10 protein-coding genes are annotated in these 16,657 nt (G+C 34.7%); 8 read left to right on the top strand and 2 right to left on the bottom strand.

Annotated features, from left to right (window positions below):
• The first annotated feature begins 246 nt into the window (after positions 1–246).
• Positions 247–3,255: an AAA domain-containing protein gene (locus tag QF044_RS05935; protein ID WP_307264838.1), complete on the top strand. Its 3,009-nt coding sequence runs from the start codon at positions 247–249 to the stop codon at positions 3,253–3,255.
• A gap of 113 nt (positions 3,256–3,368) precedes the next feature.
• On the opposite strand, the gene QF044_RS05930 is transcribed toward QF044_RS05935, so the two are convergent.
• Together QF044_RS05930 and QF044_RS05925 are read right to left on the bottom strand one after the other, a co-directional pair.
• Positions 3,369–3,638 (bottom strand): hypothetical protein, encoded by a 270-nt coding sequence (locus tag QF044_RS05930; RefSeq protein ID WP_307264835.1) that lies wholly within the window; start codon positions 3,636–3,638, stop codon positions 3,369–3,371.
• Positions 3,639–3,712: 74 nt separating this feature from the next.
• Positions 3,713–5,017 carry a DUF3945 domain-containing protein gene (locus QF044_RS05925; RefSeq protein ID WP_307264833.1) on the bottom strand — a complete coding sequence of 435 codons (1,305 nt, stop codon included), beginning with the start codon at positions 5,015–5,017 and terminating at the stop codon, positions 3,713–3,715.
• Between the two features lie 357 nt (positions 5,018–5,374).
• On the opposite strand from QF044_RS05925, the gene QF044_RS05920 reads away from it, so the two are divergent.
• From QF044_RS05920 to QF044_RS05890, 7 genes are all read left to right on the top strand, one after another.
• Positions 5,375–6,919 (top strand): T9SS type A sorting domain-containing protein, encoded by a 1,545-nt coding sequence (locus QF044_RS05920; RefSeq protein ID WP_307264832.1) that lies wholly within the window; start codon positions 5,375–5,377, stop codon positions 6,917–6,919.
• 10 nt (positions 6,920–6,929) lie between these two features.
• Entirely contained in the window at positions 6,930–10,415 is a 3,486-nt protein-coding gene (locus QF044_RS05915; RefSeq protein WP_307264830.1) for a hypothetical protein, read from the top strand.
• 5 nt (positions 10,416–10,420) lie between these two features.
• Entirely contained in the window at positions 10,421–13,954 is a 3,534-nt protein-coding gene (locus QF044_RS05910) for a DUF6443 domain-containing protein (protein WP_307264827.1), read from the top strand.
• Positions 13,951–14,445, top strand: coding sequence for a hypothetical protein (locus tag QF044_RS05905; RefSeq protein ID WP_307264825.1), 495 nt, complete (start codon positions 13,951–13,953; stop codon positions 14,443–14,445). The genes QF044_RS05910 and QF044_RS05905 overlap by 4 nt, the downstream gene beginning before the upstream one ends.
• A gap of 293 nt (positions 14,446–14,738) precedes the next feature.
• Complete coding sequence (locus QF044_RS05900; protein WP_307264822.1) at positions 14,739–15,299, top strand: hypothetical protein; 561 nt, start codon at positions 14,739–14,741, stop codon at positions 15,297–15,299.
• A gap of 342 nt (positions 15,300–15,641) precedes the next feature.
• The gene (locus QF044_RS05895) at positions 15,642–16,037 is read left to right on the top strand and encodes a hypothetical protein (RefSeq protein WP_307264821.1); all 396 of its coding nucleotides are present in this window, start codon (positions 15,642–15,644) and stop codon (positions 16,035–16,037) included.
• 142 nt (positions 16,038–16,179) lie between these two features.
• Entirely contained in the window at positions 16,180–16,644 is a 465-nt protein-coding gene (locus QF044_RS05890; RefSeq protein WP_307264819.1) for a hypothetical protein, read from the top strand.
• Positions 16,645–16,657: the final 13 nt, after the last annotated feature.

Below are 16,657 nucleotides of genomic sequence, written 5' to 3'. Positions count from 1 at the left end.
ATAAATTTATAAAACTTTGTTTAATGATACGAGATTTTGAGAAAACAATGTAAAAAAAATAAGGTGTAAAAATTCACACCTTGTAAGACCTCAAAATACCACCATTTTAAAAAATAAATTTCAAAGGGGAAAGATAAATCACAACTAATTCATCATAAAGTGAATTTTTACGGAATCCCATAAAACTATTTAATATAAATGTTTTAATTTAGTTGGATATGATTTTTAATAACCAACCCATCACAAATGAATCAGGAATATATTAAATGGCTGACCTACTGGAAAAAGAATTTATCAGACTCTCTTAATACCGATATTGAAATTGACAGCAACCAACATTTTGAAATTGAGAATTTTAAAATAGAACATGAATCTATTACTGATCTTCAAAAAGTCAATGCACTCATTGATTTTGAAGAAAAAAGGATCAATGAAAAGAAAGGAATTAAAAGTAAAGATAATGAAGAGTGGATAACTATAAATCATGTATTCGTAGTGATGGCTCCTTTCAAGCTTAAACCTGCATCCGATCATCTTGTTCATTTAAAAGATAAAAAGCCTAAATTTCCTTTTTGGTTTTCCGCATACCTGGACAGAAATGGTAAGCTTTACATTCCTGATGAAATGTTTCCCTTATTTCAGCGGAAATATCTTGAACCTCTTGCTGATGAAAGAACTGAATTTATATTTGGTACCGTTGAAGAGGTTGACCAGGTAACAACTTTAGGAAAGGAGAACTATACAAAATATGCTGAATACATAAATTATATACAAGATATATTTAAAAGCGTCGTCCATCAGGAACTCTCCCACTACCACACAGAATCTTATGAAACGATTCTTAATGCCCTCGTACTTCTTCCACAAGACGAAATGAATGCAGCTATGGGAATTATAGAACTCTATGAGAAAATTCTACATCAAAAGAATATTCCACAGCTTTTACAATCGCTTATCACCTTAAAAAACGATCATCAAAAACTACCCGTTGCAGTTCCTGATTTAATTGATTCCAATGAGCTTCATCTCGGACAGATGGGCTTTGATTTCCCTATATCAATTTCACAAAGAAAAAGTCTCAATACACTCTTAACCACGAGCGATACAGTTTTTGCGGTTAATGGCCCTCCAGGCACAGGAAAAACGACCCTCTTACAAAGTATTGTAGCCAATAAAATGGTTGAAAGTGCAGTCCGAGGTAAAGAGGCGCCAGTTATTCTTGCCTGCTCTACCAACAACCAGGCGGTCACCAATATCATAGACAGCTTTTCTAGGTCTAATACCAGAGAAGGGAAACTGCAAGGCAGATGGATTCCCGATGTTGATGGCTACGCTACCTATTTACCCTCCACAAGAAAAAAAGAAGCTGAATTAAAAGGAATCAACTACAAAAAGTTAAACGGAGGCGGCCTTTTTGATGCTATAGAGAATGTAGAGTTTCTGCAAAAGGCTAAAGACTATTTTTTGGAAAAAAGCAAGGCTTACTTTAATTCGTCTATACTTAACATTAGTACTGTAACACAGAAACTGCGATCAGAGATTTCTACAATCGAACAGAGCCTTAAAGACTCTCGAATTAAGTGGAAAGCCTATTTACAATCTGAAAATGTCTTTATATTCGACTATCTTCTCAGTAACCCGAAACTTTCAAATTACTATAGAGAAGGGATATTAAATGACAATATTCTCAAGAATGATATTGAGGATCTTATGAAAAATGAAAAGGACATTATTTCATACTTTGACAATGAGCCCTTCTTTAGAAAATTCTTTTGCTTTCTGGGAATAAAATCTGCATTAAAAAGCCGGTCTTCTGAGATAAAAATAATTTTAAGAGACTCCCTGATTGTACTCCCTGAAACTTTGGTATTCAAGAAGGACTTACTTCTTGAAAAAATAGATTCTAAAATTAATATGGCTAAAAGTATTGTCAGGTCCATAGAGAATTGGAAAGAATGGAAAAACAAAAATCAGATTAAAGGCAATCCTCCACGATCAGAAGAGGAATACTGGGATTTCGAACTCTTAAAAAGTGAAAAAGTAAACGCTAACTGTTTTTATGACGAACTCGATATTTCACTACGTCATAAAGCCTTTCAGCTCGCTTTGCATTATTGGGAGGGAAGATATCTTTTGGAACTTGAAAGCAGTCTTTTAGGCTCATCTTTTGAGGGAAAAGGAAAAGATCCTATGATGACGAGATGGCAAAGGCATGCCATGCTTACCCCTTGTTTTGTAAGCACCTTCTATATGGCACCCAAGTTTTTCAGTTTTTTTAAGTTTTTCAAAAAAGCCAATGATGGTAAGAACCTGTATGATAATCCCCCACTTTTTGATTTTATTGATCTTTTAATTGTCGATGAAGCGGGTCAGGTTTCTCCTGAAGTAGGCATCGCAACATTTGCTTTGGCCAAACAGGCGGTTATTGTGGGAGATGTAAAGCAGATCGAGCCGGTATGGAACGTAACCCATAAAATTGATATCGGTAACCTTAAAAAGAGTGGAATCATACAGGATTATGATGATACCATTTATGAGAAAGAATTTGATCCTAAAGGCTTTCTTTCTTCAACAGGAAGTATTATGAAAATGGCTCAAAATGCCTGCGGGTTTAAGGAGCCTAATTTACATGAAAAAGGAGTTCTTCTAACAGAACACAGGAGATGCTATGATGAAATTATTAATTACTGCAACGTACTGGCTTATGACGGGCAGCTCATACCCCTGAGAGGCAAAGCAAAGAAGGATCTGCTGTTTCCTCCCATGTACTGTATTCATGTGGATGGCCAGTCTACAAAGAATGAAAATGGCAGTAGATTTAATATCAATGAGGTCAGAGAAATTGTGAATTGGCTAGTAAAAAACAGAGAAGATATTGAACAAAAATATGGTCCGGTTGAAGAAGCTGTTGGCATTATAACTCCCTTTACCGGACAGAAAAACAATTTAAAAACCGCATTAAAACAGGCAGGGTTTAAAACAGATGATTTTAAAATTGGGACTGTTCATGCTCTACAGGGCGCGGAAAGATCTCTCGTACTATTTTCAATGGTATATGGAGATGAGGATAAAGGCACCATGTTTTTTGACAGAGATCATAAACCCAATATGCTTAATGTGGCTGTTTCAAGAGCCAAGGATAATTTCATCGTCTTTGCAAATACAGGAATACTTAATAACAAAGCTAAAACACCTTCGGGAATACTTTCAAAATTTCTCGTGTATAATCATAAAATTCAAACCAGCAGTTCTTAAACTACCCATACAAGAATATCCTTAATAATGAACTTTTAGTATACTTTTACGGAGTTGAATTTTACTTCAACTATTTTTGTTTTAGAGCTTATCTATCCACAGATAGGCTCTTTTTATTTAATATAGGGTGAATTTACTTCGGTGACCTGATCGCAGAATAAATGGGTAAAATAAGATTTAACCTCTGTCTTAGGGTCTATAAATATTTCTGATTCAAGGCGTATTTTAAACTCCCAGGTATCCCATTTGCGAAGCCCTTGTTGATACGGATCGAATGTACAGTTCAACTCGAAATGCCGTTTATTTTCATCACCCCGAAATTCTACGATGACACTTTTATCATCTGGATGAATTTCTTCCCTTATAGTCGCTTTAAGTTTCATAATATATTTTTTCAAAGCTATAACGGTAATGCGACAGAATGTGTCGTAATAAAATATAAATTGAAAATTCCTCCTCACAACTTCCTCCCTTTCGATTTGCCGGAAATCTTCTTAAGATTTTCCTCATTCTTCCATATATTCTTAAACGAAAACTCAAGCTTGCCCACTTCCTTATCAAACCTTACATACCCCTGATACTTCTTCCCGTTCCTGTCTGCCAGTCCATCAATATATGCGGTATCGCCTGCTTTTAGTTTTTCCAGTTGCCAGACCTTAAGCTTTTTTCCTCTGAACATTGCGGGAACCTCTGCCTTAATCCGGTCTTTCAGATCATCAATAGTCAAGCTCTTGACATTTTTCTTAAACAAAAACTCTACATACCTCTTATCCGCATTAAACTGAACCGAAGCATTAAATAGTCTTCCTTTAGTAGAAAGCATATTTTCAAGGTATAACGCTTTCCCTTCTCTGAGAATCTGCTTCTGATCATCGCTTAGTTTTATTCCCTTTATCTCTTCAGGAATTCTGATATATTCTGTCCGGTAAGGAATCAGCTCGTTGGTAAGCCGGTCCCTGCTGATGAGTGAGGGAATCTTTTCTCCGGTAATGGGATAGACCAGATCCACTACCCTTCCCATATTACCGGTTTCAAGAAGGTTTCTTTTATCTTCCGGGGTAAACTGATGACCCAGGAACTCTGAATCCAGGTCAGGCTCTTTACGGACACCGTGCAGGTAGACGCCAACTCCTCCCGTATAAGTTTCTTTAAGGGAAAGCCTGACTTGGATGGTCGCAATTCCGGTTCCCAGATCCATCCGTACCGGAATAAGCGTAGGGGTTTTAAAACCCCTGAGTAAGGGATCTAACGCATCCATCTCCTTAAGCATTTCCTTAGTAAGCCCGATCTTTCGCATCACATTCCAATCAATCTGCTCTTCTTGGTAGCGATAGGAGACTGTTTTTTCTTTACCAGCCATCCTATTCGTTAGAGATTGATTTTGATGGGCTTCTATCCTATCTATGGACACTTCATATGCTCTGAGTTCTTTCTTTTCATGTTCCGAAGCATTCGTAACATACTGCTGTAGTTCTTTAGCCGTTTGAACGGCTTCATATTCGGTGACCTTAAAAAATGAAAACTCAGAGGGATTTTTGAGCTGCCGGTAAAAGTCAGCAAAGAAACGGGTAAAGGAATCTTCCTTTGGTTCTATTCTGACAAAATTCCCGTCATGCTTTTCTTCAGGCTTAGTCTCTTTAAGATTGCCTTCCTTGTCAATACCCTGTACTAGCCCTATGGTACTGCTGCTATGATGAAGGACAAGCAGCGTATCCCCTAACTTTTCTACAGTATCTAGCTCATTGTTTCTTTCTTTTTCCATGATTCAATCTCAGATTAAGATTAAGTTATCAGGAAGTGAGCTTTCTACAGATAAGTGGCAGGCTGCGGCTTCTCTTGGCATTGACTGTCTGTTATATGCCGCGTAGCGCAATACCTTCTTTAGATCCAGAATAAGTATTCATGTTTTAAATCAATAAAACATTACATCAAAGAAATTATAATACGACAAGTTCTGTCGTTTCGCCTGAATATCTTTGTTGTATCAATAGTAAAACATTAAAACACCGGCAAGAGATAAATTATCTATTAAATCTCTGTAATGAGATTTGAAGTACGTTAAAAAGTGTTAAATTTGCAACTTTATTTAAACTAATCGTAAAACTCAATATACAAACATATGAAGAAATTCTACTCCAGTGCATGTATTCTATGCACGGTTCTGGGGTTTTCTGCTCAGGAAATATTATGGCAGAAAGACATCAAATCCTCTACACAGGATTTCTTAAGCCAGGTGACCACAACAATAGATCAGCAGTATCTGATCACGGGAAGCTCCATTCAAAGTGGTAAACTTCAGACAGAAGCTGGTAAACAAAACAATGGCTATGATTTCCATTTAGTAAAGCTCAATCAGCGGGGCGAAGAGGTCTGGAAAAAATACATATCTGGAAATAACCATGACTATCTTTCTTCTTCCATTGCTACCCAGGAAGGAGGATTTCTTCTCGCAGGAACTTCTTATTCCGGAAAAGGTCTTGATAAAAAAGAAGATTCAAAAGGAGGAGCGGACATCTGGCTCATCAGATTGAATGAATTCGGGGATGAATTATGGCAGAAAACACTCGGAACTTCTTCCGATGAAGAAGCAAGATCTGTTATCCAAGCAACTGATCTTGGATTTTTTGTAGCCGGAAACGTCCAGAACTCAGCTAAAGGATATGGTTCAAAAGATATTCTGATTGTAAAACTCGATAAAAACGGGAAAGAACTTTCTCAATTTGTTTTAGGTGGAAAAGGCTTGGATGAAGTAGAGAAAATGATCCCCACGAAAGATGGCGGAGCTTTGTTGGGAATTTATTCCAGAAGCAATATTGGAGGAGCAAAAAAGACCGAAAATTATGGCGAAGGTGACTACTGGATCATCAAACTGGGTAAAGATGGAAAAGTAGAATGGGAAAAGAATTTTGGTGGAAAAGGAGATGATCACATCAGAACACTGTCATTGACATCAGCAGGCTATTTGATTGGTGGCGAATCCAGATCCGAGAGATCAGGGAATAAGACTGCTGAAATAGAAGAAGGAACAGATTTGTGGTTGATTTCCTTAAACGAAAGAGGTGAAGAAATATGGCAGAAATCCTACAATTTTGGGAACAGAGATATCCTGATGGGAGCAAGTGTGCTTCATTCAGCAGATGCTCAATCTTCAAAAGGAATTTTATTAGGAGGTTATACCCAGGCAGAAGGAAGAATTGAGACTGATGATGAAACTTTTTGGATGCTTTATCTCAGTGCTGATGGCAATGAGCAGTGGAGAAAACACGTAAAAGGAGAATCCAGAAAACGTGAGGAAAGATTGTCTGATATTAAACTCAACAGGGATGGCTCCATTATCCTAGCTGGAACCAGTGCAGAAGAACTTGGAAAAGAAAACTGGAAAATTGTGAAGCTGGGAGACAAGCAGCTTGATCAGCTGATTGAAAAACAGGATATTAAAATCTATCCTAATCCTGTATCAGATTATGCTTATGTAGAAATAGGTTTTGATTTTAAAGAAGCAGACATTATATTGTATGATATGGGAGGTAGACAGCTGCAGACCGTGAAAACTAAGAATAAAGTAACCAAAATCAATACTCAGAATTTGATTCAGGGAGCTTATCTGGTAACTATAAAAACGGATATGAATAAAACAGCTAGCGCAAAATTAATTAAGAAATAAAATATAAATAATGAAAAAGATATTTGGTATACTGTGCCTTTTAAATTTAGTTATCTTAAACGCGCAAAATCAAATTAATGTTAGCTTTCCTACTTCACCTGAAGTGGCAATGTTTAAACGTTTTGGAGATATTCCTGTCGGTACATATACAGGCGTAGCACACACTAATATTCCTATCTATACAATTCAGGAATCAGGTTTTGAACTACCTATTACGATGAATTATAATGCTTCAGGTATTAAGGTAGATGATCAGGCTACATGGGTGGGATTAGGCTGGGATCTGATGCCTGAAGGCACAATCTATCAAGATGTTAAAGGGAAAGCAGATCAGAATGACGTAAGCTATGCAACACCAAACGAATATACACCATTTTATAACAGGCTTGAAGCATATCCGGGAGGAACAGGAAGATTTAAAGTTGTAAAGCAAAGAGGCTTTGTCGACTATAACTGGTGTACTATCGGAAATCAACAAAATCCTGGATGCTTCCCACCTTCATCTCCAAACAATTCTGACGGAAATACAGTTGTAAATGATATAGTGTATAGGAAAAATGCTGATGTTGATACTTTCAGATTTAATTTCTTTGGGCACAGTGGAAGTTTTTTTATTAATCTTCAAACCCGTGAAATTGTTCAGTTGGAGAAAAGTGAAAATATAAAATTTGAAGTTTATAATGATCAAATTATAGCTACCGACAATAATGGAATAAAATATTACTTTGGACAAAAAGAAATATTTCTAAGCTACAATGGGACATCTTTATCAGAAGAATTTTCAAGTAGAAGCTATAAAATCAGTAAAATAGTATTGCCAAATACCAAGCAGATCTCATTTGAGTATCAGGATGCAAATTATAATTTTTATTCTTTTACCCAGCAGAGAAATATTAGAACTTCAGCCTATAGTTTAGGACCTGTTGATATGTGCTATGGAAAAATAAATTATCAGTTTGAGCCCGCACAAGCTACATTACATAATAGTAATGTTAAAATTTTAAAGAAAATTAAAACAGATGAACTAGAAATAATTTTTAACCTTGGAGATAGACAGGATATAAATCTATACAGTTGGAACAATCTTAAAAGACTTGAATCTATTGACTTTATAAATATAAGAAGTAATAAAAAATTCAAATCATTAGATTTTATTTATACCTATTTTCCTTATCAGGATGATTTTCCATCCGTCATTACCGAGCTGCAAAACTTTAATCAGATGAAAGATGCATTGGGTAAAAGGTTAAAACTGGATAAAGTTTCCTCTTTTACTTATGATAATAGCGGTAACAAGATAAATAGCAATAACGAATTTAAATTTGACTATTATCTTTCTAATACATTGCCTCCAAAAGTGTCTTTTGCTAAAGATTTCTGGGGATATTATAATGGACACTCTAATAATAATTTATTACCAGATTTAGGATTTTATCTTACTCCTGCTATGGGAGTGCCTGTGTATTATGAAGGAAATAACAGATATTCTAATAAAGACTATGTCAGCTCTTATATGCTTAGACGAATTGAATATCCTACTAAGGGTTATACTGACTATGAATATGAACTTAATTCCTTTAATAATCAGTTTATTCCCAGCCACGACCAGATATTCAACCTCACCGAGACAATCCACCTTAATAATAATGGTATAGGAGGATATAGCCCATTAAACAATATATATGATTTTTCAAACGATATTGGAGGGTCTTTAAATTTCCATGCTGAATTTTCAGGCGGATTTGATGGTGGACCTACTGGCCCTCAGTCTAAGAGATATAACTATTATCAGATGGCTAATGCAAATGCAAATATTAAATTACTAAAAATAAAAAAGAATGCAGATGGTGGAGAAACTATATTAGAAGTTATTAAAGAATGGAAATTTGGTGAACTTACTAATGCTACAGATTTCAGCCAGGCCTATAATTTTCAAATTGACGGAGTATTTGAACTTGTTGGTTCTAATGATCCTACAATTAAAAACAGAGTGGTACTAAATATTGATAACAGCATGTATCAAGCGGCGGATATTTACCATTCCGCAGGAATACAGACATCTTTTACCATCGTTAAAAAACCAAATATAGGTAGTGATTTTACTTCTTATGGCCATGGACCTAGAATAAAATCCTTAAAAAACTATTCCAGCCAAGGAATTTTATCCGAATGGAAACAATATGAATATGGAAGAGGTATTCTTCAAAATAGAATAAGTCCTTTAAGGCAAAAGGACTATTATTGCTTTAGTTGTGAACAAGCAACAAGCTGTTCTGACTCTTATTCCTATAACAGTTTTTGGTCAATTACCGATCAGATTTCTTCTGGTGAGTATGATGCGGTGGGCTATAGTAAAGTTATAGAGAGTACAGTGGATGTTAATAATCCATCACAGGTAAAAGGAAAAACAGAATATCTTTATAATAATTTAGAAAATACTGTAGCAGATTATTTTCCTGTAATTAAAAATCAACTTAATGGACTTTTAGAGGAAAAAGTAATTAAAGATGCAGGTAACAATATTATTGAATCTGTTACATATAAATATAAGAATCTATTGCCCTTTAATCAATTTTACAGTGTTAGAGCTGAAAAGAAATTTTTATTGAGTGGAAAAGATCCTTTGATTGCTTCAACGGGGGAATACGATGGCATCGCAAAATATCATTTTTATGCGACTCCTATGATGGCAGAATTTCATAAAATTGATTCTACAATATCAAAACAATATTTTAACAATAAAGTAATTGAGACCAAAGAACACTTCTCTTATAATAATCTCGGATCAGTTCAGAAGCATGAATTAATAAATTCTGACCAGACTACTATCATAAATTATAAGTATTCAGAAGGCAGCAATAATCCTTATTTATTTGATAAAGGAATTACTGGAATTCCATTGGAGACTGAACTACAAAAGAATGGCCAGACTATTTCCAAAGTTGAAAAAAAATATCCATTATCTCAGGCTGATGCAGATTCAAAAACAGGAGGCCTTCCTCTCCCCTATGAATTACTTGGCAAAGATCTACAATCCGGTGTTATGGAAAAAAAAGTCATCTATAATAAATATGACGGAGTTGGTAATCTTATTCAATACACTATAAATCCTGATACGGTTGGAATTGGAGTTCCAGTAACTATCATCTGGGGGTATAATAAAACCCAGCCTATTGCCAAAATAGAAGGAGCAAAACTTTCAGATATTCAACAGTCATTTATTGATGCTATTGTAAACGCATCTAATACAGATGCATCAGCAGAAGTTAATAATGATGAAACAGCTTTATTAACTGTATTTGAAACATTTAGGGCTAGCTTACCTAATTATCTGATTACTACCTATAGTTATGATCCGTTGATAGGGGTAAGAAGTATCACTCCTGCTTCTGGTATCAGAGAAAATTATATCTATGATTCAGTAGGCAGGCTTGAAAAAATAATTGATATGAATGGAAAGGTATTGAAGGAATTCAAATACAATTACAAAAACTAAAAACGATGAAAAAGATAATTATTCCTATAGGCTTCTTGGTCATGAGTACTCTACAAGCACAGGTATCCAATACAGAAAACTATATCCAATCCAAAACCTATTTAGACTACAACGGAACTACCCCTACTAAAACCTCCGAAACCGTTCAATATTTTGATGGACTCGGGAGACCAAAACAAATAGTCAACGTAAAAGCATCACCTCTTGGAAGAGACGTTGTTACCCATATCGAATATGACCAGTTTGGGAGACAGGTAAATGACTACTTACCCGTTCCGCAGGCAGGAACCCTGAATGGCGCCATTACCCCTACTCCCCTTGCCAATGCTACCCAGCCTGGGATTTACGGATCAGAAAAGATCTATTCAGAAAAGATCTTGGAAAGTTCACCACTGGATAGAATCCAACAACAGATTCAGGTAGGTAACGACTGGACGGGAAAGCCCGTAAAATTTGATTATGATACCAATATAGCTGGTGAAGTAAAGAAATATATCGCTACTTCTGCGGGTGCCACTTCTTCCGGTATAACATTGTCAGGAACTTACGGAGCCAGCCAACTGTATAAAAATACTATAAGTGATGAAGACGGCAATAAAAGCATAGAATTTAAAAACGGACAGGGACAGGTATTATTGGTGAGGAAAGTGATAAGCAGTACAGAAAATGCAGACACTTACTATGTATACAATGAATACAACCAACTGGCTTTTGTAATTCCACCTAAGGCCTCTGCTGTTACAGATCTCAGCACGGTACTCGGGAGCTTGTGCTATATGTACCGGTATGACGGAAGAAACAGGCTGGTACTTAAAAAACTTCCGGGAAAAGGCTGGGAATATATGGTTTATGATAAACAGGACCGCCTGATCATGACCCAGGACGTTGTAATGGGAGCCTCAAAACAGTGGCTGTTTACCAAATATGACCAGTTTGGAAGAGTAGCCTATACAGGAATATATACCAGTTCTCAGGCTTATGGTGTAGCAGGAAGAGCAGCAGAACAGGCCTTAGCAGATGCAAAAGGCAGTAACAATGTAACCAGAGCCTCTACTGCAGGATTCACCAACAGTGGATTGGATGTATATTATGATAATGGTTCTGCCAGTTATCCAAGTTCTATCACTAAATTGTTAAGTGTCAACTATTACGACACCTACCCTGCTTACGGCTTCAATCCGGCTTTTCCTTCCACAATTCAGGGAGAACCCGTTTTGACTCAAACCCCTTCAGCTGATGGGAGAAGCACCAAAGGATTACCTGTAATGAGTTTGGTTAAGAATATCGAAGATGACAGCTGGACAAAGAATTATATGTATTATGACACCAAAGGCAGGCATGTTGGAAGCTATTCTATCAATCATCTGGGAGGCTATACGCAAACAGAATCGAAACTTGATTTTGCCGGCATTCCGCAAACTACAGTTACCAAACATAAAAGACTAACTACTGATACGGAAAGAATCATCACCGAAGTATTTGAGTATGACAATCAAAACAGATTGCTTGTTCATAAGCACCAGGTAGATAGTAATCCCGTTGAGATTCTGGCTCAAAACAAATACAATGAGCTTTCCCAGCTGGAATCAAAAAAAGTTGGCGGAATATCGTTAGCATCTCCTTTACAGACTATCGATTATAAGTACAACATCCGTGGCTGGATGACACAGATCAATGATCCTTCTACCCTAGGAAGCGATTTGTTTGGCTATAAAATTAATTACAACCAGGTTGAAGGGCTGGAAGTTCCTGATGCTTCTGACAGCGGACTGAAAGTAAAGCCCAAATATAACGGAAATATAGCTGAAGTAGCCTGGAAAACTCTGACTCAGGAAAATGAGCCTTTGAAAAGATATGGTTATGTGTATGATCCTATAAACAGGCTGACAGCAGGTTTTTATCAGAGCTCAGGAAATGAGACAGGAAGGGAATATTTTGAAAAGCTGGAATATGATCTTAATGGAAACATCAGCCGATTAAAAAGATCGGAAGGATTACTGCCAGGTAGCACTACAGCTTTGATGATAGACAATCTTAAATATGACTATGTTGGAAACCAACTCGCAAAAGTTACCGAAGAACAGATTGGAAACAGTAAAGGTTATCCTTATGTAGCAACTCCCACAGCCATAGGGTATGATCTGAACGGAAACATGCTGAATCATAAAGATAAAGGGATTTTATCAATTCAATATAATTATTTAAATTTACCCAAACAGATTACCCAGAATGCTCAGGTAACAAATTACGTCTACAGAGCAGATGGCGTAAAAGTGAAAAAGCTCTTTGGAGATATAGAAACCAATTATCTGGATGGGTTTCAATATAAGTCAACATCCCAAGTAGAATCCTGGAATGGTGAAGGAATTTATCATACTGATCCTAATGAAATTCCTGTAATAAAGCTGAGAATTATTCCTACATCAGAGGGATATTATGATGCCCTTGGCAATCAGTATATTTATAATTTCACTGATCATTTAGGCAACGTAAGGTTAAGCTATACTGATACTAATAAAGATGGAATTATCCAACCAAGACAATATTATTGGAAACAATGTGATGAACCATCAGGCCCATGGGTACCCGTTAATTGTATTGATGGCTGGAAACCAGGGGAAATTGTAGAAGTTAACAATTATTATCCTTTTGGATTAATGCATAATTATACTGCTACCACGAAGAATGCTTATCAGTACAAGTACAATGGAAAGGAGCTTCAGGAGACAGGGATGTATGATTATGGAGCCAGATTTTATATGCCAGATATTGGAAGATGGGGGGCTGCGGACCCTAAAGCAGAACTAATGCGCCGATGGTCTCCATACAATTATGCATTTGATAACCCAATACGTTTTATTGACCCAGATGGAAGATCACCTCTTACTGATTTTTACAATTTAAGTGGAAAGAAAATTGGAACAGATGGAGTGAATAATGGAGTAAGAGTTGTAGTTACAGATAGTAAAGAAGCCAGGACAATTTCTAAAATAAAGGGAAATGTCGATGCATCTTCTATAAGAGCTGGTGTTACGCTTCCAAGCACTGCCGTATTAAAAGAAAGCTTAAGTGTTCTGGATAGAACCGTAAGCAATGGTGGTAAGAAAGAAGAAAGTTCTATTGTAATGAGAGACGGTTCTGTTTTAAGGGGGGGACAAGGCCCGGAAGTACAATACGGAAAAGATGCTTATGCAAGTGCAACATTACCTGATTTTCCACAAGGAAAAACAACAGCAGATGCTGAAGCTTCAATACACTCTCATCCTACAAAAACAGAAGTTGTAGGAGAAAAAGTTTATAGTGGTAACGCTCAAGAGCCCTCAGCTACAGATACAACAACCTTTGCTCAATATGATACTAATATTATTGTTGGGCCCTTAGGTTATTCTACAGGACAAACTGGTGTCAATACTTCTACGGGAAGAATGGAAACAACAACTAATGCTAATCCAAATGGAATCTCAATTTATAGTGGAGCTAATACAACACCATCTATAAATCTTACTAAAAAAGCCGTTGAAAAAATATTAGAACAATGAGAAACATTATATTAATAATAATATTCCTTTTATCATCTAAAATTTTATCTCAGAATAAAGAAGGAAATATAATCATAACAATAGATCAAAACGTTCATCCCTCTCTTAGTAATATGTATATTTTGAAAGGGGAAAAAAAATATTACATAAGTTATTTTCCTGGAAAGTTTGTAATAAAAGAATCAGATTATCTGGATTTGTTGAGTAAGGATAATTCATCTTCTTTAAAATTAGTTTTGAGTAGTAACTCACAATGTAAAGATGACCTAGTCTCAAAGATGTATGAAATAGAGGATTTTAAATTAAGCTGGTTGGAGCAGCCTTATGTCATTCTTTACATTTATAATACAGATAATAAGAATTATAAAAATATTTATAAACCTTTGCAAGGAAAAAGCTATACATATGATTATGAGTATCCAGGAGGAACAATGAAAAGAACTCAGAAGACTTTTACTAAAGATCAGAAGAAATGTCAAAGTAATAATTAACCCATTGAAACTAAAAAATGATTGGTTCTACCGCAAACAGGTAAAGCCAATCATTCTGAGTTTAGTCCTACAAAATAGCAGCTGTATATTTTGTGCTATAACAATAGATTTGCTACAAACTAAGAGAGGTTTTTATTAGCCATAAAAGATACCGGAAATAAAAGAGGAGACCTTTTGGGTGGTGCTTCTGCTTCAGGAACGATAGGTAAATCTCAATTTAGGATAATTGTTACAGGAGATTATACTGGAAAAGGAAATTTTTTAAAACCTAAAACCTTAAAACAAAAATAAAAATGTACAATAAAATTTATTTCATATTATCTTTGTTTTGCTCACTCTTTTCTTTTGCGCAGGATATAGAAGTTGTCAAAATAATACACAATGCCGATTTTAAATTTTTGAATATAAACCATAAAAAAACAGTAAATCACGATGAAATAGATACATCTAAAAATATATCATTGATTACTACAAATATGGATATTAAAAATTTATCAAAATGTAGCAATAGCAAATGTTATACAAAGATGGTTAACGACACAATAGTAAGCAGTGATTTTATTTTGCCAAGCTCGCTCGATATAAAAAACAAACTAGGAAATGTAAAACCTTATATGAATGATTATCTGAACAAGTTGGTTGCTAGTCAAGAAGTATTAAAGAAGAAATCGAACTATATTTTATCTGAAAATAAGCTTAAAAATGTGATTATTATTGTTTTGCAAATGACAAAATCTTATTATAATACACATACAACTAGTTTGAAATTATGCGGAAATCCTAATGATAAGATTGTGTTATATAGGTATTTGAACGGAAATGATGAGTATGAAATTGAGAACAAAACATTATGATTGCATAACTTAAAAACTAACAACAAGAACCCCGCTGCGCAAAGTCTGTGACTTTGCGCAGATTAAATAAACCACTGCAATTGCGGTGATTTACAATAAAAAATTATTTAGGATGTAAGGGTAAGCTTTGGAAGAACCAGTGCAGGAGCTCTTGAAATTGTAGAAAGCAACGATTATTATCCCTTTAGGATGAATCATCTGAAATCTGGCAACAGTTTATTTTGGGGCGGGTTCGTACAAGGCATATATATATAATGGTAAAGAGCTGCAAGAAACCGGAATGTATAAGTTATATAAGGCAGGTAAATTAAATAATAGAAAAATTGAACCTAGACTTGAAAAATGAAAAACATAATTTTAACACTATTTTTAATTGCTTTTTCTTGTAAAGAAAAAGATAATTTAACTGAAAAAAAAATATTTTTTTCAAATTTAACTGAACCACAAAAAAATATTTATATTGAGCTATTGTACTATTATCCAGCAAAAGATAAAAAGCAATCAAATTTTTATCTTGTAAAAGATATCCATACTAATGATACATTGTATGTTGTTGATAAAGATAGCCTTCCTGTATCTGATTTTATTAAGAATTATAATGGAATAGAAAACACAGCCATAGTTTTGAGAAAAGGAAAATTAAAAAATAAAAATGAATATTTATTAAATGTTCCTTCAAATTATAATTTGAGTAATAAAAAACTGTACTTAGGGGAGCTTATCAGAATAATTGATTAATCCCCTGTTATAAGAAGTCTGGATCATGTTCCAAACATATTGATAATAAAAATAGCGTTAATTTCAACGCTATTTTTTTAATTAACTCTAAAAATAAAGGAATGATTATCACTGGTAATTTAAATCTTAAATCATTAGAAAGATGAAAAAAATCACTCTAATTATACTATTCTTATTTCTCCATTCTTGTAAAGAAAACAGCAATAAATTTTTTGTATCGGATGAAATATATACTACTATATTAGGAAGTATTCAGAAAGAAAATAAAGAAAATAAAAACTTAAATTTTTTTTACGTTTTTACAAAACATGATACATTAGTTGTTTTAGCTACGTCAAGAGAAAATGAAGTTTTTCCTATTGATCGAATTAGTAAGTTAGGAGCATTTAAATATAAAGACAATAAAGTTATTATAGCAGAATCTTATAACCCCAAATATAATATTGTTAAAAAAAAGAATGCTCTTGATAATGATTTTATAAAGGATAAAAAAAATAGAGGGTCATTTGACGAGGATGTTCAATATGGATATATTTATAAAATGATAACTCCTAACAATATCAATTTAATAAAGAAAGGAGAACTTAAAAAATTTTTTATTAAATAAAACAAAAGTATCT

It is taken from the genome of Chryseobacterium sp. W4I1, assembly GCF_030816115.1.
Classification (GTDB): Bacteria; Bacteroidota; Bacteroidia; order Flavobacteriales; family Weeksellaceae; genus Chryseobacterium.
The sequence above is the reverse complement of the archived record's forward strand: the minus strand, read 5'-3'. Positions and strand labels throughout refer to the sequence as shown.